This window comes from Clostridioides sp. ES-W-0016-02 (assembly GCF_020641035.1).
In the GTDB taxonomy this organism is placed as follows: domain Bacteria; phylum Bacillota; class Clostridia; order Peptostreptococcales; family Peptostreptococcaceae; genus Clostridioides.
The window spans coordinates 1,847,740-1,869,994 of the sequence record NZ_CP061361.1; the positions used below are offsets into that span (position 1 = coordinate 1,847,740).

At 27.6% G+C, this 22,255-nt stretch carries 22 protein-coding genes, 1 riboswitch and 1 other annotated feature; of the genes, 16 read left to right on the plus strand and 6 right to left on the minus strand.

Annotation, left to right across the window (positions count from 1 at the left end; genetic code table 11):
* The first annotated feature begins 42 nt into the window (after window positions 1-42).
* The 12 genes from IC758_RS08980 to IC758_RS09040 all read left to right on the plus strand — a co-directional run bounded on the left by IC758_RS08980 (window position 43) and on the right by IC758_RS09040 (window position 11,501).
* Window positions 43-1,410: a GTP pyrophosphokinase family protein gene (locus IC758_RS08980; RefSeq protein WP_227433204.1), complete on the plus strand. Its 1,368-nt coding sequence runs from the start codon at window positions 43-45 to the stop codon at window positions 1,408-1,410.
* Between the two features lie 120 nt (window positions 1,411-1,530).
* Window positions 1,531-2,034 carry a molybdenum cofactor guanylyltransferase gene (locus tag IC758_RS08985; protein WP_255630973.1) on the plus strand — a complete coding sequence of 168 codons (504 nt, stop codon included), beginning with the start codon at window positions 1,531-1,533 and terminating at the stop codon, window positions 2,032-2,034.
* A gap of 47 nt (window positions 2,035-2,081) precedes the next feature.
* Window positions 2,082-2,453 (plus strand): CoA-binding protein, encoded by a 372-nt coding sequence (locus tag IC758_RS08990; protein WP_227433205.1) that lies wholly within the window; start codon window positions 2,082-2,084, stop codon window positions 2,451-2,453.
* A gap of 163 nt (window positions 2,454-2,616) precedes the next feature.
* A complete protein-coding gene (locus tag IC758_RS08995) occupies window positions 2,617-2,955 on the plus strand; it encodes a heavy metal-binding domain-containing protein (protein ID WP_227433206.1) in 339 nt (112 codons plus the stop codon).
* A 188-nt stretch (window positions 2,956-3,143) separates the two neighbouring features.
* The gene (gene yqeB / locus IC758_RS09000) at window positions 3,144-3,959 is read left to right on the plus strand and encodes a selenium-dependent molybdenum cofactor biosynthesis protein YqeB (RefSeq protein WP_227823822.1); all 816 of its coding nucleotides are present in this window, start codon (window positions 3,144-3,146) and stop codon (window positions 3,957-3,959) included.
* A gap of 62 nt (window positions 3,960-4,021) precedes the next feature.
* Entirely contained in the window at window positions 4,022-4,525 is a 504-nt protein-coding gene (locus IC758_RS09005) for a molybdenum cofactor biosynthesis protein B (protein WP_227483237.1), read from the plus strand.
* A 46-nt stretch (window positions 4,526-4,571) separates the two neighbouring features.
* Window positions 4,572-5,531 (plus strand): GTP 3',8-cyclase MoaA, encoded by a 960-nt coding sequence (moaA, locus tag IC758_RS09010; protein WP_227433209.1) that lies wholly within the window; start codon window positions 4,572-4,574, stop codon window positions 5,529-5,531.
* 3 nt (window positions 5,532-5,534) lie between these two features.
* The gene (gene moaC, locus IC758_RS09015) at window positions 5,535-6,005 is read left to right on the plus strand and encodes a cyclic pyranopterin monophosphate synthase MoaC (protein WP_227433210.1); all 471 of its coding nucleotides are present in this window, start codon (window positions 5,535-5,537) and stop codon (window positions 6,003-6,005) included.
* Window positions 6,006-6,039: 34 nt separating this feature from the next.
* Entirely contained in the window at window positions 6,040-6,474 is a 435-nt protein-coding gene (locus IC758_RS09020) for an MOSC domain-containing protein (RefSeq protein WP_227860912.1), read from the plus strand.
* 665 nt (window positions 6,475-7,139) lie between these two features.
* Window positions 7,140-7,351, plus strand: a binding site (T-box leader).
* 162 nt (window positions 7,352-7,513) lie between these two features.
* Complete coding sequence (locus IC758_RS09030; protein WP_227433212.1) at window positions 7,514-8,803, plus strand: cytosine permease; 1,290 nt, start codon at window positions 7,514-7,516, stop codon at window positions 8,801-8,803.
* A gap of 53 nt (window positions 8,804-8,856) precedes the next feature.
* Window positions 8,857-9,936 carry a DUF917 domain-containing protein gene (locus IC758_RS09035; protein ID WP_227433213.1) on the plus strand — a complete coding sequence of 360 codons (1,080 nt, stop codon included), beginning with the start codon at window positions 8,857-8,859 and terminating at the stop codon, window positions 9,934-9,936.
* Between the two features lie 20 nt (window positions 9,937-9,956).
* Entirely contained in the window at window positions 9,957-11,501 is a 1,545-nt protein-coding gene (locus tag IC758_RS09040) for a hydantoinase/oxoprolinase family protein (protein WP_227433214.1), read from the plus strand.
* Window positions 11,502-11,583: 82 nt separating this feature from the next.
* Here IC758_RS09040 and IC758_RS09045 read toward each other — a convergent pair whose 3' ends face one another.
* Window positions 11,584-11,868, minus strand: coding sequence for a transcriptional regulator (locus IC758_RS09045; protein WP_227433215.1), 285 nt, complete (start codon window positions 11,866-11,868; stop codon window positions 11,584-11,586).
* Between the two features lie 71 nt (window positions 11,869-11,939).
* Entirely contained in the window at window positions 11,940-12,695 is a 756-nt protein-coding gene (locus tag IC758_RS09050; protein ID WP_227433216.1) for a lysophospholipid acyltransferase family protein, read from the minus strand.
* Between the two features lie 293 nt (window positions 12,696-12,988).
* Window positions 12,989-13,083: riboswitch (guanidine-I (ykkC/yxkD leader) on the plus strand.
* Window positions 13,084-13,146: 63 nt separating this feature from the next.
* Here IC758_RS09050 and IC758_RS09055 point away from each other — a divergent pair.
* On the plus strand, window positions 13,147-13,854 hold the full coding sequence (locus IC758_RS09055) for a B3/4 domain-containing protein (RefSeq protein ID WP_227860913.1): 708 nt from the start codon (window positions 13,147-13,149) through the stop codon (window positions 13,852-13,854).
* An 18-nt stretch (window positions 13,855-13,872) separates the two neighbouring features.
* Window positions 13,873-14,562: a radical SAM protein gene (locus IC758_RS09060; RefSeq protein ID WP_227433217.1), complete on the plus strand. Its 690-nt coding sequence runs from the start codon at window positions 13,873-13,875 to the stop codon at window positions 14,560-14,562.
* 246 nt (window positions 14,563-14,808) lie between these two features.
* Here the strand turns inward: IC758_RS09060 and IC758_RS09065 are convergent, their stop codons facing one another.
* From IC758_RS09065 to IC758_RS09075, 3 genes are all read right to left on the minus strand, one after another.
* Window positions 14,809-15,009 (minus strand): cold-shock protein, encoded by a 201-nt coding sequence (locus tag IC758_RS09065; protein WP_227433218.1) that lies wholly within the window; start codon window positions 15,007-15,009, stop codon window positions 14,809-14,811.
* Between the two features lie 392 nt (window positions 15,010-15,401).
* Complete coding sequence (locus IC758_RS09070) at window positions 15,402-15,668, minus strand: DUF3795 domain-containing protein (RefSeq protein WP_227433219.1); 267 nt, start codon at window positions 15,666-15,668, stop codon at window positions 15,402-15,404.
* 41 nt (window positions 15,669-15,709) lie between these two features.
* Window positions 15,710-16,519: a helix-turn-helix transcriptional regulator gene (locus IC758_RS09075; protein ID WP_227823824.1), complete on the minus strand. Its 810-nt coding sequence runs from the start codon at window positions 16,517-16,519 to the stop codon at window positions 15,710-15,712.
* Window positions 16,520-16,830: 311 nt separating this feature from the next.
* Here IC758_RS09075 and IC758_RS09080 point away from each other — a divergent pair, with 311 nt between their 5' ends.
* Together IC758_RS09080 and IC758_RS09085 are read left to right on the plus strand one after the other, a co-directional pair.
* A complete protein-coding gene (locus tag IC758_RS09080; protein WP_004454426.1) occupies window positions 16,831-17,112 on the plus strand; it encodes a hypothetical protein in 282 nt (93 codons plus the stop codon).
* A gap of 302 nt (window positions 17,113-17,414) precedes the next feature.
* The gene (locus tag IC758_RS09085) at window positions 17,415-20,321 is read left to right on the plus strand and encodes an EAL domain-containing protein (protein WP_227860914.1); all 2,907 of its coding nucleotides are present in this window, start codon (window positions 17,415-17,417) and stop codon (window positions 20,319-20,321) included.
* A gap of 149 nt (window positions 20,322-20,470) precedes the next feature.
* On the opposite strand, the gene IC758_RS09090 is transcribed toward IC758_RS09085, so the two are convergent.
* Complete coding sequence (locus tag IC758_RS09090) at window positions 20,471-22,090, minus strand: Na/Pi cotransporter family protein (protein ID WP_227433222.1); 1,620 nt, start codon at window positions 22,088-22,090, stop codon at window positions 20,471-20,473.
* Window positions 22,091-22,255: the final 165 nt, after the last annotated feature.

Below are 22,255 nucleotides of genomic sequence, written 5' to 3' on the forward strand. Positions count from 1 at the left end.
TGAAATAGCTAACAGTTATTAAACATAGGAGTGTAAAAATTTATGGGATTAAAAGAATTTGATTTTATTGAAGAGTCTATAGAAATGTTGAGGGTAATGTCTCCAACTTTAGAAACTATATCAGATGAAATAGAAGAGTACTTTGAAAATATCTTGGACGAAAAAAATCAAGAGTATATAAATGTAACCTCTAGAATAAAATCAGAATCAAGTTTGAGGGAAAAGATAATTAGAAATAGATATTTAAAAAAATATGGGGAGGCAAGTAATCTTATTCATAATGTATCTGATTTAATAGGACTAAGAATTGAGTGTAGATTTATTGAGGATGAAAATAAGATATATAGGCTTTTAAGAAGATATTTTAATAAAACAGATGATAAAATAAACTATTATAATAAAGAAAATAAAAATATTAAATTAAAATTGTCTGAAAGACAACCTAATAAGCAAAAAAATGGATTTGAAATATATAAGATAGATGGAGTTTTTGCATATTTAGATAGAGAAGTAAAATTTGAACTTCAAATTAAATCTCTTGTAAATGTGTTTTGGAGTGAGATTGAACATAAAATAATTTATAAAAATAACACATATTTACTTGCTGATAAATTTATAAAGGATATGATGGACTCTATAAAGAATAATCTTACTATGATAGATAATCAGCTTTTGAGTATTTATAAAAACTTTCATTCAGGAAAGTCTTTTAACATGAAAGTAAGTAAAAAAGAAATTGAAAAACTCTTTGCAAAATTAGTGTATGATGCTTTTTCAGAAAAGATGAATAAAAGTATAGGTTTTGTTGTGGATTTTAAAAAGCCATGTGAAACTATATTAAGTTATTCTTTTAATAAACAAGATATAAGTGATGAAGTTTTAGGCAATTTTATGCTTGATGAGTTTGCAAGATTAAATGAAATTGTAAATAAAGATATAGATTTTAATGACCAAATAGAGTTTGAAAGAGAACCTACATTTGATGATAAGTTCTGTAATGATTTAGGAAATCATTTTAGAAGTAGACTAAATACAGAGTTTCCATGGAATTTATTTTTTAGGATACTATTTGAAATAGAACCATGTAATAACACTGAAGATTTTGAAAACTTTGTAGAATTTATAAAGGAAAATGTATTGCTTGAAGAAAATAGAGAACAACTTTTAGGTCAATTTGAAGAAGATAGTAATTTTATAATTGAAGATATATATGATTGTATTTTTAATAGCATAAGTGAGGTTGATAGTGTTGAAATTTTATATAACTATAATCTTGAAAAAATCAATTTTACATCAAGTGAAATTATAAATTGTATATGTAGAGAATATGAGTGTTATAGTGAATATTTAGAAGAAAAAGAAAAACTTATGAATGCATTTAAAGAAAAAATTATTCAGATTTTTGAGTAGTCAATCAATGTTGAAATGGCGCAATAGCGCCATTTTTCAAATATAAATAAAAGTATTTTAAAGGAGGCGATTTGTATAGAAAAAACAGGTGTAATTTTAGCAGGAGGGAAAAGTTCTAGAATGGGGAAAGATAAAGCTTTTCTAGAATTACATGAAAAGCCTTTTATTGAAATTGCAATAGAAGTATTTAAAAATTTTGATGAAGTAATAATAGTATCTAACAATGAAGAATTATACTCAAAATATAACATTAAAGTTTATAATGATATAATAAAAAATGTTGGTCCAATAGGAGGAATATATACTGCTCTTGAACATGCAAAGTATGATATAGTTACAGTTGCATGTGATATGCCATATCTAAATAATGAAGTAGTCGAAAAAATAGCTGATGAAATGGATGATAAAAGTGTAATTTCAGTAACAAATGGAAAGTTACAACCATTGTGTTCTGGATACAAAAAGAGTATAATAAATAAAGTATCTTTATGTATAGGGAAAAATGATTTGAAGCTTAGAACTCTTATAGAAAAAATAGATAAAAGCTATATATACTTTGATAACGAAGATTTATTTTTAAATGTAAATACTATTGATGAGTATAAAAAATTGACTGAAGTTTAATTAGCTACGGTTGTAAAATAGAGTAGGATTTATATGGAGGAGAATTTATGAATTTACTTAAATGTGATTCTTGGGCAGTGATATTAAATAATAGTGACGAAGAAAGCAAAGCATATAAAATATTAGATGAACTTAAAAAGAATATGTACAAAGTTGTTGCTATAGATGAAGAGAAAAAGAATATTGAAGGTATAGATGTATATGAGTGTCTAAAAGACGTACCACACAATATTGATGTTGTAGCTATTATAGATAAGCAGTCTAAGATGGAGGCCATTTTAGAAGAGATAGAACTTTTAGACATACAAAATATCTGGTTTGAAAAAGGAAGCTTTAGTGAAATGATTATTAAAAAAATTAAGGATTTAAAATTGAATGTAGAATACAATTTAAGTTTATATGATGAGTTAACTAAGTAAATTTATATATAGAAAATTGATTAGGAACATAATTGGTTAACGAAATATCTTATTTTATAGTATAGATTTCCTAGATAAAGTATTAAATTACAAGATTTATTAAGAAGATTGCTATTTACATGATATAATATATTAAACAGGAATATAAAGGAGTTGATATATTATGTTAATAGTAACTACAGAAAAAGTAGAAGGAAAAAAAATAGCAGAAGTTTTAGGGCTAGTTAGAGGAAGTACGATAAGAGCAAAACATGTTGGAAAAGATATAGGAGCAAGCTTTAAGAATCTTGTTGGAGGAGAACTTACAGGATATAATGAAATGCTTACAGAAGCAAGACAAATTGCAATTGGTAGAATGGTTGAAGATGCAGAATCTAAAGGTGCAAATGCAATAATAGCATTTAGATTGTCTTCAGCTTCAGTTATGCAAGGAGCGGCAGAAATGCTTGCTTATGGAACAGCAGTTATTTTAGAAGATAACAATGATATATCTGAAAAATAAAATATAAGGAATTAGAAAGAGACATCTTTTATAAATTTTATGGATGTCTCTTTTTGTTTGAAAAATATCAAGTAAAAGTAATTTTTAACCATTATAATAATAAAATAAGATGATATTATATAAATAAGTAAAATTATATTATATAATATAAAGTATAGACTTTAAAATTTTTATTAGTAGGAGAAAATATGAACAATGTTATAATAGTTAGAGGGGCTGGAGATTTAGCAACAGCAGTTATACATAAGTTACATAACTGTGGTTTTAAAATAATCGCTTTAGAAGTTGAGACTCCTCTCGCAATAAGAAGGAAAGTTTCTTTTAGTGAGGCTATCTATGAAAAGAAAGTTTCTGTGGAAGGTGTTTATTGTGTGTATTGCAAAGATAAAGCAGAAATAAAAAAAGCTTTAAATAAAAGAAACGTGGCACTAATAATAGACCCAAAAGGTAAATATATAGGTGAAATACGTCCTGTAGCGGTTATAGATTGTATACTTGCAAAAAAAAATATTGGAACAAATAAAGCGATGGCAGCACTTACAATAGCTTTAGGTCCAGGATTTTGTGCAGGTAAAGATGTAGACATAGTTATTGAAACTATGAGAGGACATAATTTAGGAAAAGTGATAAGAAAAGGATATGCTTTAAAAAATACAGGAATACCAGGTGCTATATTGGGTATAACCAAAGAACGAGTTTTTTATTCTGAGAACGTTGGAATAATAGAAAATGTATGTAATATAGGGGATGTAGTTAAAAAAGGAGATATAATATGTTATATCACTGAAAAAAATGGAAATAAAATAGAAGTGAAAGCTTCTATAGATGGTGTTTTGAGAGGCTTATTGAGAAATGGTTCACAAATAGAAAAAGGATTAAAGATATTGGATATAGACCCTCGAATGGAAGAAGTAAAAAATTCATTTACGATATCAGATAAAGGACGTTGTATAGCAGGAGCAGTTTTAGAAGCATTATTATCAGAAGGAATATTACCAGAATAGGTTCTATTAAATAGATTTTTTATTTATAAAAGTTTAATTAATATATAAAGGGGTGAAACCATATGTTTAATGTAGCAATTATAACGCTTAGTGATAAGGGCTATGAAGGGAAAAGAGAAGACATAACAGGAAAAAAATTAACTGAATTTGTTGAAAATACAGGGAATTATAAAGTTACTGAATACGTGTTGATAAAAGATGATAAGGAAATGTTAAAGGAAAATATTATAAAAATTTGTAACAGTAATAAAGTAGATTTAATTCTTACTAATGGAGGTACTGGATTTTCAAAGAGAGATATAACTCCAGAGGCTACTAAAGATGTTTTAGAAAGAGAGATACCAGGTCTCAGTGAATACATGAGAATGAAATCTACAGAAATTACTAAAAAAGCTATACTAAGTAGGGGTGTAAGTGGAATAAGGAATAATTCTATAATAATAAATTTACCTGGAAGTCCTAAAGGTGCAGTTGAAAATCTAAGTTTCATTATTGATGTCTTAGACCATGGCATAGAAATTTTAAGAGGAGAAGCCACAGAATGTGCCACTAATAACAAAAAATAGTATATAATTCAGATAGATAAAAAATAGACAAAGAGGTAGATAGAGTATGATTGATAAGTATGGAAGAAAAATAGACTACCTTCGTATTTCACTTACAGATAAGTGTAATTTAAGGTGTGTTTATTGTATGCCACCAGATGTTAAATTTGAAAAAAATTATATAAACGATAATCTAAGTTTTGAAGACTATAAATTCATTATAAAGGCTATGTCAGAACAAGGTATAAAAAAGGTTAGATTTACTGGAGGAGAACCTCTTTTATATCCCAATTTAAATGAACTTATAAGGTTTACAAGAGAAGAATGTGGAATAGAAAATATAGGAATGACAACTAATGCTCTTGGACTTTCTGATAGAATCTTTGAGCTTAAAGAATGTGGTCTGAATAAAGTAAATATAAGCTTAGATTCTTTAAAGGAATATAAATATAAATCTGTGACAAGAGGTGGCAATTTAAAAGAAGTATTAAAATCGATTGAGTCATGTTTAAATTTAGGTATAAAAGTAAAGGTAAATTGTGTTGCCATAAATGGATTTAATGATGATGAGCTTAAAGACTTTATGTTTTTAACAGTTAAATCACCAATTGATGTAAGATTTATTGAACTTATGCCATTAGGTGAAGCTAATAGAGTCTACAAAAAAGGATATTTTAATGTAAAAGAAATGGTTGAAAAAATATATGGTTTATATAAAGTTAAAAATGATGAAAAAAGTACAGCAGAATATTATAAGTTTAAAGGAGCAAAAGGAAGAATAGGAATTATAACTCCATTAAGTTGTTCATTTTGCAACACTTGTAATCGTATTAGACTTACCTCTAGTGGTGCAATAAAACTGTGTCTACATTCAAAAGAGGAAATAGATATAAAACCACTTTTACATAAACCATTGTTATTTAGAGAAACTATGAAAGATATAATAAAAGAAAAGCCAGAAAAACATCATTTAATAGAAAATAAATGTAGTGATACAAATAGACGTATGTATGAAATTGGAGGATAGGTAATGTTAACGCACATAAATGAAAAAGGGTATGCTAAAATGGTAGATATAAGTGAAAAAGATGATACAAAGAGAACTGCTATAGCAACAGCTACGATTACTCTTGGTAAAGAAGCTTTAGAAAAGGTAAAAAATGGACAAATAAAAAAGGGAGATGTATTATCTGTAGCTCAAGTTGCAGGGATAATGGGAGCTAAAAATACATCTTCAAATATACCAATGTGCCATCAAATTAAATTGGTTGGATGTGATTTGGAATTTGAGATAGATGATTCTATATCTGCTATTAGGATATATGCAACCTGTAAATCACTTGGTAAAACTGGTGTAGAAATGGAAGCATTAAATGCTTGTTCTTTAGCAGCACTTACAATTTATGATATGTGTAAAGCAGTTGATAAAAAGATGGTTATAAGCAATATACATCTTGTGGAGAAAACTGGTGGAAAATCAGGTGATTTTAAGTTTGAATAATTTAAGAATATATGGGTGAAAATTTGGAGGAAATATGGCTAAAGTAGTGTCAATAAATATAAGTGACAAAAAGGGTGTAATTAAGGTTCCTGTGCAATGTGCAGAACTAAAAATAAATTATGGAATAGTTGGAGATGCACATGCGGGAAACTGGCATCGTCAAATAAGTTTACTTGGAAAAGAAAGTATAGATAAAATGAAGATGAGAGGTTTTGACAAATTAAAATTTGGAGACTTTGCTGAGAATATAACTACAGAAGGAATAGAAGTGTTTTCATTACTTGTTGGTACAAAATTAAAGATAGGCAAATGTGAAGTTGAAGTAACTCAAATAGGTAAAAAGTGTCATAATGGATGTGAAATTAAAAAATTAACAGGGGACTGTGTAATGCCACGTGAAGGAATTTTTGTTAAGGTTTTAAAGGAAGGAATTATAAGTATTGGAGATTCAATAGATATAATTCAATAAAAATTTGATTGAACTTAAAATAAATTTCTGATTATATTTTAAAATTTTATTAAATGTTCGTATAGCCTTGTTTTATAGGCTGTTCGGACATTTTTACTGTCAGTAGATACTTTACAATATTTCAGAATGTGCAGTGTGAAGTATTTTAAATAGATAGATTTAACAATATAACATACTGTTGTATAATGTGAGATATGATTATTTGCTGTACGTTCATGTTGTCGTCCACAGTTGCCTTGGGGTTAAGCACTAACTAAATTTAAAAAAGACCCTACACCTATTCTACCTATATTGGAACAATTAAAAACCGACTCATCACTGTATGTGCGAAAGAGTGTTGCTAATAATTTAAATGACATTTCTAAAACACACCCAGATTTATTTGTAAAGCTTGCGAAGGATTGGTATAGTGTAAATGAATATACTAACTGGATTGTAAAATATGGTTGTAGAACTTTACAAAAAAATGAAAATAATTTGTAAAATTATATTCAATTGTATATAAAAATAATATAAATTTTTATTAAATTTAAAAAATACAAAATATAAATACAGTAATAATATAAAAAATTACATATAAAACTAAAAAATACAAGTAATTTACTTTTTAAGTTGACAAAATATTGCATATATATTATGATATAAATCATAAATAAATAAATAACGTAGATTCGCAGAAGAAGAAAGTAGCATAAAGGAATTTTACAGAGAGTTAGATTTGGCTGAGAACTAATATTGAAATTTGTGTGAAAAGAGCTTTGGAGAATACTATTACAGTTCTATTGTAGTAGTGGTTTAATTCGCCTTAAGAAAATGAGTGAGTAAAATAAATTTTTACTAATAAGAGTGGTAACACGGATTGGTATTCGTCTCTTGGATTTTTTCCAAGAGGCGTTTTTTATTATAAAATTATTTCAGAAAATTTAAAACTATATATTAAATGAAAATTATAAATATATAGTTGTTAATAAATTTATAAATTAGAAAATTGTAAAACAAACAAATTAAATGGTTTTACAATTTTAATGGAGGGATGAAAATGGAAGAAGAAAAAATTAATTATGCCCTGGAACAGGTTCCAGAGAATCAAAAACGTGGTTGGGTAGCTATGTTTTCAGTGCTAGTAGCAATAGGTGTGGATTTATCATCTGTTATTTTAGGAGCTGAGTTAGCTCAAAGTATGCCAATGAAACAAGCAATATTATCAGTAATTGTAGGTTCATTTTTTTCTGCTATTTTGTATACTATATGCTCTTTAGTTGGTTCATCTACAAGCTTATCTACATCTATGATAACAAAATATGTGTTTGGAGAAGCTGGAGCAAAAATATTTTCTCTAGTTATAGGAGTTTCTTTATTAGGATGGTTTGGAGTTCAAGTAGGCTTTTTTGCTCAAAATGCTCAAATAATAATAAAAGATATATTTAATCTAGATGTGAGCATGCAAATTTTAAGCCTCATAGGTGGTCTTTTGATGATGAGTACAGCTATTTATGGATATAAAGCAATGGAAAAATTAAGTGTGTATTCAGTACCATTCTTATTAATTCTTATGATGTTAACTATATTCTTAGCTTTTAAAGCAAATGGAATTCCAGTTGATGATAATATGAAATCGACTATGACATTTGCAGGTGGAGTTTCTCTATCAATGAGTATAATAATAGTTGGAGCAATAGTATCACCTGACATAAGTCGCTGGGCTAAAAGTAGAAGAGATTGTGCACTTTCAAGTTTTCTAGGGATACAATTTGGAAATGCTTTTATGATAGTAGTATCAATAATATTAGTAAAATGTATGGGTACTTCAGATATTATGAGAATTTTTATTACATTAGGAATTGCTATACCAGGTATAATTGTACTTACATTAGCTCAATGGACTACAAATACAAGCAATGTATATTCTGCATCACTAAGTATAGCTCTTGTACTAAAAAAAGCTCCTGAAAAAGTATTAACTATAGTTCTTGGTGTTGTAGCAACTTTATTAGCTGTATTTGGAATATATGAAGGATTTATAGGATTTTTAAATTTACTTGGAATTGTTATTGCACCTGTTGGTGGTGTGTATACAGCAGAATATTATATAGTAAAACAAGAACTTAAAGGATTTGATAAGGGGATAGCATACAAACCAATAGTTAAACATTCAATAATATCTTGGATAATTGGTATATTAATAACATACCTTTCTACATATGGATTTATAACTCTTACTACTATAGCACCTTTAGATGGATTTATAGCAGGATTTATAATACAATCAATTATTGGAAAAGTGATTTGTTCATCAAAAAACAAACAAGAAGCAGAAAAAGCAGTTTAATGAAATATGCTTGTAAAGTATAAAATAAATTTGGAATATGAGGAGAAAGTAACATGAGATTTTTAACAGAAGAAAGCGTGGATAAAATAGCAGTTGGCGCAGCAGTGCTTGGAACAGGAGGAGGAGGAGACCCATACATAGGTAAATTAGTTGCAAAACAAGCAATTAAAAAGTATGGGCCTGTAAAAGTGATTAGTTTAGATGAGCTAGAGGATGATGCTTTAGTAGTACCAGTATCTGGTATGGGTTCCCCTGTAATTACAATAGAAAAATTACTTTCTGAAGTGGAATTAACTACTCCTTTAGAGATAATGGAAAAATTATTGAATAGAAAAGTTGATGTTATAATTCCTATAGAAATAGGAGGAATAAATTCACTTATGCCAATAGCAGTTGCTGCAAAAAAAGGGCTTCCTATTTTGGATGCAGATTCTATGGGTAGAGCGTTTCCGGAAGCTCAAATGGTAACTTTTTATCTTGAAGGATATGAAGCATCACCTGCTGTAATGGCTGATGAAAAGGGTAATTCAGCCATCCTTTATCCTGTTGATGGAATTTGGTCAGAAAGATTGGCTAGAACTTTAACAGTAGAAATGGGAGGAAGTTCTTCTATTAGTGACTATAATTTAAGTGGAGCTCAAGTTAAAAAAGCTGCGATAGGAAATACCTTGACTATAGCTGAAACTATAGGAGGATTTTTACTTGAGAATAAGTCAGACTCAAAAGGTGCTATTGAAAATATATTGAAAGAATTAAAAGGGTATAAATTATTTGAAGGAAAAGTAGTTGATATTAAAAGAGAGTTAAAAGGTGGTTTTACTAGAGGGCATGCATTCTTCGCTGGAATTAATGGATATGATGGAGAATACTCTGTACTATTTCAAAATGAAAATCTAATTGCAAAAAAAGGTAGTACACCACTTTGTATTACGCCAGATTTAATAGCAATATTAGATTTAGAAACTGGATTCCCAATAACTACAGAAAGAATAAAATATGGTTCTCGTGTGATGGTAGTAGCTTTTCCTTGTAATGAAAAATGGAGAACTAAAAAAGGAATTGAGACAGTTGGACCTGAATACTTTGGATATGATGTAGAGTATAAAACAGTAGAAGAATTACAAGGAAAATAAAAATTTAGGGGGAAATTTTGATGTATCGTGTAGGAATTGACGTTGGAGGAACAAATACAGATGCTTGTATACTGGATAAGGAATTAAAAGTAATCCATTCAGTTAAAGTAGCAACTACAAAAGATGTTGAAACTGGTGTTTATAATGCCTTAAAAAAAGTTATAGATGAAAGTAAAATTGACCATTCATTAATAAAATATGCTATGCTTGGTACAACTCACTGTACAAATGCAATAGTAGAAAGAAAAAGACTTAATAATGTAGCAATGATAAGAATTGGAAAACCAGCAACCACTGCTATTTTACCATTTATAGATTGGCCAGAAGATTTAAGAGAAAAAATAGAATTAGATTCAATATTGATATCTGGTGGTTATGAGTTTGATGGAAGAAAGATAAATGAACTTTGTAAAGATGAAGTTGTAGATTTTTGCAATAAGATAAAAGGCAAGGTAGAAAGTGTTGCAATAAGTGGAGTATTTGCTCCTGTAAATAAGCAACAAGAAGAAGAAGTTGCAAAATGGGTTAGAGAGATTCTTGGTGATATTCCAATATCCTTATCAAATGAAATAGGTAATATAGGCATACTGGAAAGAGAAAACGGAGCAATTTTAAACTCTGCATTGTCTAGAGTAGGTAAGGCTGTTTCTTTAGGATTTGAAAAAGCATTGAAAGATTTAGGAATAGATGCAGAAATATATTTTAGTCAAAATGATGGAACATTAATGAATTTGGAGTACACAATGAAGTATCCTATTTTCACAATTGGATGTGGAATAACAAATTCTATAAGGGGAGCGTCTTTCTTGTCAAAAGTAAAAAATGCAATAGTACTAGATGTTGGAGGAACTACGAGTGATTTAGGTGTATTATACAATGGATTTCCTAGAGAATCTTCAATTCCTGTTACAATTGGAGGAGTACATACGAACTTTAGAATGCCCGATGTTTTAACTATTGGACTTGCTGGGGGAACTTGTGTAAAAGGCGAAAAAGACAATATAAAAATAGGTCCTGAGAGTGTAGGGTATAGAATAACTGAAGATGCAATAATATTTGGTGGTGATACTTTAACTTTATCAGATGTTGTTACAAAGTTAGGCATGGCATTTGAGGATAGAAAAAATAATGTTGAAAATTTAGATAAAGATTATTGTGATGAGGTATATAAAAAAGTAATTTTAAAACTAGAAGATGCTGTAGACCAAATGAAGACTAGCCAAAATGATGTTGAATTAGTTTTAACTGGTGGAGGAAGTATAATTGTTCCAGAAAAACTAAAAGGTATAAGTGATGTTATAAGACCTCCTCATTATACTGCAGCAAATGCTATTGGTGCAGCTTTAGGGCAAATAAGTGGGGATGTAGAAAAAGTGTACAGCTTAGATAAAATGTCTAGAGAAGATGCTATAGAAGATGCAAAACAAGAAGCCATAAACAAAGCTTTAAAAGCAGGTGCTAAAAAGGATACTATAGAAGTATTAAATATAGAAGATGTTCCACTTGCATATCTTCCAGGTAATGCACTCCTGATAAAAGTGAAAGTTGTTGGAGATTTGATATAATTTAAAGAAAATTTAAGTCTTTTTGAATATGTTTTAGATATAAAAAAATCGGTGCATAGTTTGTACCGATTTTTTATATTTATTAGTAGAGAACTCGTTTTTTTGCTTCTGCTATAGCTCTAGCAGCACTTTTTGCCTCAACTCTTTTTTCTTCCTCTCTTTTAAAAGCATTTATTGTATCATTTAAATTTTTATCGTGTTCATTTTTTTCTTTGTCTTCGTTTTCTCTGTAAACTAATACATAATCTATTATTGATTCATTTATTATTTGAGATATACTTTTATTTTCATTAATTCCTATTCTTTTAACTTCTTTAAGTAATGTTTCATCAATGTGAACTGTTGTTTGTTTTGTATTTTTTGCCATCTTAATCACCTCTTAAAAAAATTTTAACATTAAAATTTTTTCTAGTCAATAAATTTTAATGTTAAAATTCTTTAAAAGTTTTTATTTGTTTTTCTAAAACTTTCTATTTTGTTTATCATATTTTTTTTAATATTTTCTCCTAATACAGAAGATTTTAGTCTAGGATTTTCAATATGGTCATAAATTGGTTCTAGGAATTCAACTTCAACAGGAACAGAGTTAATTTTACCAATAGGTTGATATCCTTCATAAGTATCTTTTGAATTTTTTATGACTAATGGAACAATAGGACACTTTGCTTTATATGCTATTTTTAAGGCTCCACTTCTAAAATCTGATACTAGAGAATTTGGTTCTTTAATCCAGGTTAAATCTCCTTCTGGAAACACTGCCATACTCTGACCTGTAAGTATATTTTGTGAGGCTTCAGCAATACTTTTAATCCCTTCTCTATTATTTTTTCTGTTTACATATACACATCGTAACAACTTCGCCCATTCTTTAAATATAGGTATATTTCTCCAAACTGGCTCATCTGCAATTACACATCCAATTGGTCTTTCTACACTTGCTGCTAGTATAAAACTATCAAGCATACTTGAATGATTTACAACAAATAAAATTGGTTCTTTTGGTAATGTTTCTTTGCCAAGTATATTAAGGTCTATATTTACTATATCTAAAGATTTTTTAGCTTGTTTTTGCATAAATTCAAATTTTTCTTTTAAGCTAAATTTATCTGGATTTTTTTTGATTTTTATAAGTTTAGGTATAGAAGATGTAAAGCCTATGAGCTGATATGTAGCAAATTTTAAGTAATTATTCATAAAATTATCTCCTTAAAATAAAATTGTTTATTACTGTAAAGATTTTAACATAAAATGAAATTTAAGTCTATTTTAATTGGGATTTATAACTTACACTTAAAATAGACTTATTCTGAAATTTTTATACTTATAATTTTATTAATAAAATTATATCAATAATGTAGTATTCTATTAGATTAGCTAAATAACCTTTAAATATTATTTTGTACAAATATAAGAATCCAATATAGTATTGTTTTAAATCTTATATTATGCTAAAATTTATTTGTATTTTATAAATTACAAAAATATATAGTTTAGTTTTCTAGGGTTCCGCATTTTATAATGGGCAGGTCCAAGAGAAAACGCACAGTTATTGTGTACACGGAAGGATAAAAGCCTGGGAGATATTTAATAATATTTCTGTAGGCTTTTTTATTTTTATATATTTTAAAGTTGAGGAGGTATTCTAATGAAAAAATTTGTTGTTGAGGATGAGTTTTGGAACCTATTTCCTAGTTCAAAGATTGGAGTTGTTATTTGTAAGGACATAGACAACTCTATAAAGGATAAAGAAGAATACAAGGAAATGATTTTGCAGGGAGAAAAAGATGCATTAAAACACTTGAAGGATTTAGAATTTAGCAATAACCAAGTAATTAAAGTATGGAGAGAAGCATTCAAAAAATTTAAAACGAAAAAAGGAGCAAGGTCATCTATTGAGGCATTGCTAAAAAGAGTTCATAATGGAAATCATATAGCAACTATTAACCCCTTAGTGGATATTTACAATTCTATTTCGCTAAAATATGCATTGCCTTGTGGTGGAGAAGACATAGACAAATTTATGGGAGATATTAGGTTGACTAGAGCAGTTGGAAATGAAGAATTTATACCATTAGGAACAGAAGAAAACTCATCTCCATATGAAGGTGAGATAGTCTATAAAGATAATGAAGGTGCAATTTGTAGATGTTGGAATTGGCGTGAAGCAGTGAGGACAATGCTTACTGAAAATACAAATAATGCATTTTTATGTATTGAATTAGTAGATGAAAGTAGATTTGAAGAATTTGAGAATGCCTTGAATTATTTGGCGAAAACAGTTCAAGAAAATTTAGGTGGAACATGTAAAATTTCAATTTTAGATATTAATAATAAAGAAGTATCAATAAATTAATTTTGAGAGGATAGAGTAATGAGTGGTTTTAGTTATAAAGATATTTATATTGAGGATGGAAAAAGAGTATTAGAAGTAAATATACTTCCTGAAAAGTATTGTAACTTTGATTGTATATTCTGTCCTATTGGAAGGTCATATAATAAAGTGGATACACTTCAATCATTTGACAAGATGGATGACTCACTTAGAGAATTAGAAAGTATAATAGAAAAGCATAAGGCAGAACTAGTTTTCATTAATTCAAAAGGAGAATCACTATTGAATGATAAAATTTGTGATGTAATCGAGTTAGTAAAGCGCAAAAGAGTGCCTGTACGATTACTTTCTAATGGATATTTATTAGGTAAAGACGAATATATAGAAATAGCCAATATGTGTGATGAAGTCATTGGAGAGATAAAAACAATATCGGAAAAAGATTTTCAAAAAATTCAGAGACCAATTATAGGATATACTCTAGAAGAATATATTTCAAATATGATTTTATTTAATAAACAGTATAAAGGAAAATTTATTTTAGAAGTAACAATTATAAAGGAATATAATGATAATGAGGAATCTATTAATAAGATAAAAAGTATTATTTATGAATTATCTCCAGATAAAGTAATTGTTGAAAGAATGAACGATGAAAAATTTAAGCAAAAATTTGATATATCTAGTGAAAAATTTGATAAAATTTCAAAAACGTTATTAAACTTTTGAAAACATTAATGAAAAATATTTATATATGAAATAAAAATCTAATAGAGCTAATCTATTGGATTTTTTATATATAATATACTATATATCTTTACTGAATTAACCCTTATTTATGAAGAGTATTTTATATTTAGGAGAGGTTTTTTTTTATTTGTCCAAATAATATTATTTACTTAATTAATAATTATATTGTATATTACCAATAAAAAAAGACTCTTAAAAGAGTCTTTTCCGAAAAAATCTATATAATTATAATATAGTTATGTTTTCTGCTTGCTGACCTCTAGCACCTTTAACTATATCAAAGCTTACTTTTTGACCTTCTTCTAATGATTTAAATCCTGAAGTTTGTATAGCTGAGAAATGAGCAAATACATCATCTCCACCTTCTACTGTTATAAAACCAAATCCTTTTTCGTTGTTAAACCATTTCACTATTCCATTATTCATTAAAAATACTCCTATTAACCTATATCAAGATATACTTGATTTAATTGTGTATTACCACAAATACTATTGTATCATAGATTAATACAAATGTCTACTTAATTGTAATTTTTAGTTAACATTTTTTGCTTATGCTTAACCATAAAAAATTGAAAAGCTTTGTGTTACTATATATTGGTGTAAATGCAGATAAAATACTTTACTAACATTTAATTGACATAAATATTAAAATATAAAATTAAGAGATTTAAAAATCAATGTTTATTTGTGAAAAAAATAGATAGCTATTATTTTATATTGAATAATAGCTATCTATCTTAGAGAATATACAATTATGTATTAAGGTATTAATATTTTAATTTATATACAATATAAAATATATAAATATGATACTATTATAAAGCTAGAGAAGCCCATTTTTCACATTGAGAAATTCTTTTTCCATCATCACCTTGTTTTTTATCATATGCAAATTGAGTTAATATTTCACATGGAAATGTGTCACATAGGCCACAATGTGTAAGATTTTTATTCTCACAACATGATTTTACAGGACATTCTTCAGACCAAAAAGGTTTATCAATATTTGTACATCCAGCGCAATTTACATCTTCCTTATACTTACATTCACAACACAAAATTCCACATCTTGATTCTATCATTTTAAATCCTCCTCAAATATAAACTTTAATATAATCATATGTTAAAATTTATATTTCTCATTGTAAAAATCAGACAAATTTTTTATATAGGTTGTTGGATTAACACCACAAATAGATTTAAAATCATTTATAAAGTGAGATTGGTCATAATAACCTATATTTTGAGCTAAAGTTGTAAATGATATATTATTACTTTGTATTTCTTGTAGTACTGTATTTATACGTAATAATCTAAGGTATGTCTTAACACTCATACCAAGAGAATTATTAAAAATCCTATTTAAATGGCGTTCACTATAACAACTAATTTGAGCAATATTTTTAACAGACATAATAGAGTTTTGTTTCCTAGCATCTATAAGAATTGGTATTGTTAAATCTTTTATATTAGATTTAAATAAGTACGATAAAAATAACCTATCGAATTGTTTAATGAGTTCTTTAAGAGTATTGGACTTTTCAAAGATAGAATTAGTTTCGAAATCAAGTTGAGTGTTAAAGTCTTTAACAGGGATTATTAAATCGGCTGATTCTATCTGAGGAAAACCTGTTAAATAGTATACTCCACATGGAAGAAATTCAACAAATACTCTAAATAGTACATTTTCTATATCATTTTTTACAATAATAGTTTTTGTTGTAGCACCCCAAAATTTGCTAGTTATACCTTTTTTACTAAATTCAAATACGATACATCCACTGGCATCAGGTATCAATGTCAGGTTTTCTATAGAATTTTTATCTGGAAAAGTTATTGTATAGTGAGCTATATATGGTCTTAATAATTTGTGTGGTGAAATATATATATCATGATTGTGATTTTTTAGCATGTTTTTAATTTTTTCTATCATAAGTATATCCCCCTGATACTATTTAGTGATAAATAGATTAGTTTAATTTTAGTATTTTATGTAATAAAATATTCTGATAAAAAAGTTTTATTGAGAGTATAAAGTATATAGAATAATTATAAAATAAAGTCTAAAAATGTACAATTATTAAAAAAAATATATGCACTCATGAAACTTGTATATTAGATAGAGTTAGGTATAAACTAAACACAGAAAATAATGGTGTTACTTTTATAATAGATACATATAAAGATATTTTTAAGAATAAAATTTATTATTAAATAAAAAATAAGGGAGAGTGATTTAATAGAATGGCATCAAAACAAATACCAAGAAATAATTTAGAAAAGTTTTTAAGAATAAGAGTTCTATCACATACAGGCGACAAAATACATATAAAATTACCTGTAAATTTTGCAAAGAGAATGATTGAAAACAATGCTTTAGATTTATTTAATGGAAAAGATGATGTAGTTGATGGTAAAAAAGTTACTGAAATACTAGTTAAGGCATTTGACTATGATTTAACTGGAGAAGTGGTTCATCTAGAAAGAAAAAATGGGGATATTATTAAAGTATCAATTGTGCAATAAAATTAATTTATAGGAATTTCAATTTGATGTAATTATAAAAAGATTATATAAAAAATGAATTATTTTACCATGTTAAAAGCTATATAAATTTGTTATTTTGCAAATTTATATAGCTTTTTAAGTATTCTTATTATGTGTGATAGATATAAAAAAATAGTATGTTTATATAAGTTAAGTTTTCTGTATTCTCACTAGTAATATATATTTTAGAAGTATTTTGAAAGTTAAACAATTGGCAGTATATTCTATTTTTCTATTGAAAATGATATAATATAGCTACTAAGAGGGAGGAGGACAAAATTTTGAAGTTAAAAACCTATCAATTGATTCTGATTGTTTGTATGATTTTTCTTTCTTTTCCAATAAAAATTAACTCTGCTTCAGATAGGGTTCCAGTTAAAGTCGGGTATTATGATGATGGCGATTATATGAGTCGAAATGAAAATGGAGAGTATATAGGATTTAATTTTGAATACTTACAAGAAATTACTAAGTACACTAACTGGAAATATGAAATAGTAGATTGTAAAAGTTGGGAAAATGCTCTTGAAATGTTAAAATCAGGTGAGATAGATGTTCTTCCTAGTGTCTATTATACAAAAGAACGTACAAAAAAAATGCTTTTTCCAACACTACCAATGTGTAATATCTATACAACTTTAAATGTAAAAGTGGATGATACTCGTTATGATTATGAGGATTTTGATTCATTTCAGGATATGAAAGTAGGTGTTATTAGTAATAGTAAGGATGCTGAAAACTTTAAAGAATATTGTAAAACAAATGATTTTGAAGTTAAAATTATATCTTATAAAGAAACAGATGATTTATTAAGAGATTTAAAAAATGGAAATCTTGATGGTGTTGCTATAACACATCTTGGTCGGACTAGTACATTTAAAAGTGTAGCACAATTTTCTCCAGAGCCACTCTATACTGTGGTTTCGAATAAGAAACTGGATTTATTATCTCAACTGAATTCTGCTTTGAATACATTGACACTTAGGAATTCAAGTTATGAAACAAAATTATATAATAAATATTTTTCTATAAGTACTGCTCAGAAGCCAGTATTTACAAAAGATGAGCAAGAATATATACAACAATCTGGTGAAATTTCAGCTGTTTATGATTCTACAAAGATACCACTAGAATATGGTGATTCAAAAACAGGTGAGTTTTCTGGTGTGGTTGCTGATTTATTTAAGGAAATTACAAATAACACTGGTTTAAAATTTAGATTTGTTTCTGCAAAAAGTTATAGTGAAGCACTTCAAGTATCAAAAGATTCTAGAATATCTATAGTTTGTGGTATGGAAAACGATTATATTAACAACCAAAAAAACAATATAAGAACAACGCAGTATTATTTACGTGCTCCAGTAGTTTTAGTTAGTGGAGAAAAAGAAAATGAAATTAAAAAAGTGGCAGCTGTAAATGGTTCTTTAATTGGACAAAATATTACTGAAGATGGGAAACTAGATAGAACTATAGAGTATTATAATTCTCCAAAAGAATGTTTTGAGGCTGTATTAAAGGATAAAGTGGATGCTGTTTATGTAAATACATATATTGCAGATTATCTATTGTCCAATCCTCGTTATGAAAAATTTTCTGTTTCGACCTTGACAAACTATGCAGAAGAAATAAGTATTGGTATTTCTGATTCTGCAGATTCGAGGTTATTTTCTATACTAGATAAATGTATTCAATATATGTCAACAGAACAAATGGACAGAATAATTTTAAAAAATACGATAATTCAATATGATATAACTTGGCAAGATATTATCCACCAGCATCCAATGGCAATTATTGGAGGCGTTATTATAGTATCAGCTATTATTATTATACTTTTGAGTTTTCTACTTTTATTAAAGTCAAAAAATAATAAACGTATTGAGAGTTTGTTATACCGAGATAGTCTTACAGGAATTTGGAATTTAAATAAATTTTGTAAAGAAGCTATTAAGAGTTTAAGAAGTGCAGAAAGTGGTTCATATGTGATTGTTTATTTAGATATAAAACAATTTCGAATGATTAATGACACTTTAGGTTTTTCAGAAGGAGATGAAATACTTTGTGCATTAGCTAAAGCTTTACAAGATTCTGTATCTTTTGAAGAATCTTGTGCTCGCGTTTCTGCAGACCAATTTGTTATGTTATTAAAATACGATAGTTGGGAGTGCTTAGAAGAACGTCTCTTCAAGATTGATAATCAATTAAATGGTTGGGTAGAAAAAATGAGAAAAACTTACCAACTTATTCTTGTATTTGGTGTATATATAGTAGATGAAGTTGAAAAACATGATATATCTCTCATGCTTGACCTAGCAAATTATGCAAGAAGAAATACAGAAATAACTCACAAAAGTTGTGTTGTACTTTATGATATGACTATGAGAGAGGAAGGGTTACATCAAAGAAACTTAACAGATAGAATGCAAATAGCCTTAGAACATGGAGAGTTTGTTCCATACTTTCAACCAAAGGTAGATATGAATACAAATAAATTGGTAGGAAGTGAAGCATTGGTAAGATGGAATTATCCACATAAAGGTATAATAAGTCCTGCAAAATTCATTCCTTATTTTGAAAAAAATGGATTTGTGGTAGAAATTGACTTTTATATCTATGAAGAAGTCTGCAAAATGTTAAAGAGATGGATGGATTTGGGATTAAATATTAGTCCAGTATCCTGCAATTTTTCCAGAATTCATTTTAATAATGAAAGCTTCTCAGAAAAATTGATAGAAATAGCGGATTCCTATAAAATACCTCACAAATACCTTGAAATAGAAGTCACAGAAAGTATTTTTGTTGAAAATCTCAATCAGATTTTGAGTCATTTTAATCAACTAAGAGAATCAGAATTTCCTATTTCTATAGATGATTTTGGTTCTGGATATTCCTCTCTTGGCTTATTACAACAATTTTCTGTTGATATAATTAAGTTGGACCGTACATTTATACAAAAAGGAATGCATGGTAGTCGTGAACAAGCTGTCGTGCGTGGAGTGGTAAATATGGCAAAAGAATTAAATATGAAAGTTATATGTGAAGGGGTAGAAAGTATAGAACAAGTGAGAATACTAAAAAAAATTGGATGTTATTTGGCACAAGGATATTTTTATGCAAAGCCAATGCCACAAGATGATTTTGAGCAATTATTAAAAAATCCTGTGCTTAAAATTAAATCAAATGTTTAAGGTACTCGTTTATTATATAAGAGAAAAAGAAAAATACCTATTCTAAATTTATATTAACTAAATTGAAAAAGCTATAAATAATAGAATTATTATTTATAGCTTTTTATTATATTAAGTAGTTAATTAAAATTAAATACAAATTGTAGTCATTATATTTTCTGTTTAAGTTTTAAAACTTGTTTTACTATATTTGTTGAATGGTCAGAAATTCTTTCTAAGTTAGTAAGTAAGTCAAGGTAAAGTACACCAGCATCAATTGTACAACTACCATTATTTAATCTAATCATATGAGAATTTCTAAAAGTTTTTTCTAAGTAATTTACTTCATTTTCAACTTCTAAAACTTTGTTTGCTAATTCAAAATCTTTTACATCTAAAACTACTAAAGCATCCTTAAAGTTAGTCATAGTTTTATTGTATATTTCATAGATTTCTTTTATTGCACTATCAGAAAAGTTAACATTCATTTCTTTAACAGTCATAGCCAATTCAGCTATATTTTCAGCATGGTCAGATACTCTTTCGATATCATTTACTGTATTGAAAAGTAAATCTGTTCTAAATCGTTCATCATCTCTGAGTGGTTCTTTAGAAAGTTTTAACAAGTAATTTAATATATCTTTTTGCAATTTATTAACAACTTTTTCAGACTCAAAAGTTTTCTTAATATCCTCACTACTTTTATTTAAAAAACCTGCAATTGAATGTTCTAAAGAGTTTGTAGCCTTATGGCCCATTCTAACAACTTCTTGTACAGTATTACCAAGTGCTATAGATGGAGTACTAAACATTCTTTCATCTAAGTACTTAGTATTGTTTACAATTTCTGACTCAGTTTCCTTAATAGGTATAAGTTTATTTGCTAATTTAACTATGTATTTAGAAAATGGCAATAATATTATAACATTTGTAAGATTAAATAAAGTATGTGCATTTGCTATTTGTCTAGCTGTGTCAGTTGGGTCAAAATGAGTAACTATTGCTGATATAGGTTTATTTAAGACAAGCATAAATATTATTGTACCAATTACATTAAAGCTTAAATGCATTACAGCTGCACGTCTAGCATTTCTATTTGCACCAACACTTGATAAAAGTGAAGTAACACAAGTACCAATATTATCTCCATAAAGTATAGGTAAAGCAGCTGATAGAGGAAGTATTCCTTGAGAAGCTAAAGCTATTAGCATACCCATAGAAGCACTTGAACTTTGTATGATACCAGTGATTGCAAATCCTGCTAATATACCAAGGATAGGATTTTTACTAAAATATAAGAGTGTATCAGTAAATCCCTTATACTCAGCAAGTGGAGCTACTGCATCTTTCATAAATTCCATACCTGTAAATAATATACCAAAACCAATAAGTATTTCAGCTAAGTGTTTTGTTTTTTGATTTGATGTAAATAAATAAAATACTATACCTATACCTAATGCAATTGGGGCTATTCCTTCAAGATTAAATGAAACTAATTGGGCAGTAACAGTAGTACCTATATTTGCACCCATTATTACACCAATGGCTTGACTTAGATTCATTATTCCTGCATTTACAAACCCTACAACCATTACAGTAGTAGCACTTGAACTTTGTATGATACCTGTAACAACTGTACCCACCAATACACCCATAACAACATTACTTGTTAAGAGTTCGATGATTTTCTTTAATTTGTCTCCTGCCGATTTTTGTAAACCTTCTCCCATTAAACTCATTCCATAAAGAAAAAGTCCAAGTCCACCGATAAGACTAACTGCTATATTCACGATATTTCCTCCCTTAAGAAATTAATAAATTTTTTATATGAATTATAAACTTTATTAACTAAAATTTATCGTTTCCATAATATAGAATAACAAATTTTGTCAATTTAAATATTAACGTTTTGTTAAGTATAGGTTAAGAGAATGTTAAATCTTTAAGTTGTTGTT

Coding starts and splice junctions, on each gene's coding strand:
- IC758_RS08980 (WP_227433204.1), top strand. CDS start 43: ATGGGATTAAAAGAATTTGATTTTATTGAAGAGTCTATAGAAATGTTG.
- IC758_RS08985 (WP_255630973.1), top strand. CDS start 1,531: ATGGGGAAAGATAAAGCTTTTCTAGAATTACATGAAAAGCCTTTTATT.
- IC758_RS08990 (WP_227433205.1), top strand. CDS start 2,082: ATGAATTTACTTAAATGTGATTCTTGGGCAGTGATATTAAATAATAGT.
- IC758_RS08995 (WP_227433206.1), top strand. CDS start 2,617: ATGTTAATAGTAACTACAGAAAAAGTAGAAGGAAAAAAAATAGCAGAA.
- yqeB (WP_227823822.1), top strand. CDS start 3,144: ATGAACAATGTTATAATAGTTAGAGGGGCTGGAGATTTAGCAACAGCA.
- IC758_RS09005 (WP_227483237.1), top strand. CDS start 4,022: ATGTTTAATGTAGCAATTATAACGCTTAGTGATAAGGGCTATGAAGGG.
- moaA (WP_227433209.1), top strand. CDS start 4,572: ATGATTGATAAGTATGGAAGAAAAATAGACTACCTTCGTATTTCACTT.
- moaC (WP_227433210.1), top strand. CDS start 5,535: ATGTTAACGCACATAAATGAAAAAGGGTATGCTAAAATGGTAGATATA.
- IC758_RS09020 (WP_227860912.1), top strand. CDS start 6,040: ATGGCTAAAGTAGTGTCAATAAATATAAGTGACAAAAAGGGTGTAATT.
- IC758_RS09030 (WP_227433212.1), top strand. CDS start 7,514: ATGGAAGAAGAAAAAATTAATTATGCCCTGGAACAGGTTCCAGAGAAT.
- IC758_RS09035 (WP_227433213.1), top strand. CDS start 8,857: ATGAGATTTTTAACAGAAGAAAGCGTGGATAAAATAGCAGTTGGCGCA.
- IC758_RS09040 (WP_227433214.1), top strand. CDS start 9,957: ATGTATCGTGTAGGAATTGACGTTGGAGGAACAAATACAGATGCTTGT.
- IC758_RS09045 (WP_227433215.1), bottom strand. CDS start 11,868: ATGGCAAAAAATACAAAACAAACAACAGTTCACATTGATGAAACATTA.
- IC758_RS09050 (WP_227433216.1), bottom strand. CDS start 12,695: ATGAATAATTACTTAAAATTTGCTACATATCAGCTCATAGGCTTTACA.
- IC758_RS09055 (WP_227860913.1), top strand. CDS start 13,147: ATGAAAAAATTTGTTGTTGAGGATGAGTTTTGGAACCTATTTCCTAGT.
- IC758_RS09060 (WP_227433217.1), top strand. CDS start 13,873: ATGAGTGGTTTTAGTTATAAAGATATTTATATTGAGGATGGAAAAAGA.
- IC758_RS09065 (WP_227433218.1), bottom strand. CDS start 15,009: ATGAATAATGGAATAGTGAAATGGTTTAACAACGAAAAAGGATTTGGT.
- IC758_RS09070 (WP_227433219.1), bottom strand. CDS start 15,668: ATGATAGAATCAAGATGTGGAATTTTGTGTTGTGAATGTAAGTATAAG.
- IC758_RS09075 (WP_227823824.1), bottom strand. CDS start 16,519: ATGATAGAAAAAATTAAAAACATGCTAAAAAATCACAATCATGATATA.
- IC758_RS09080 (WP_004454426.1), top strand. CDS start 16,831: ATGGCATCAAAACAAATACCAAGAAATAATTTAGAAAAGTTTTTAAGA.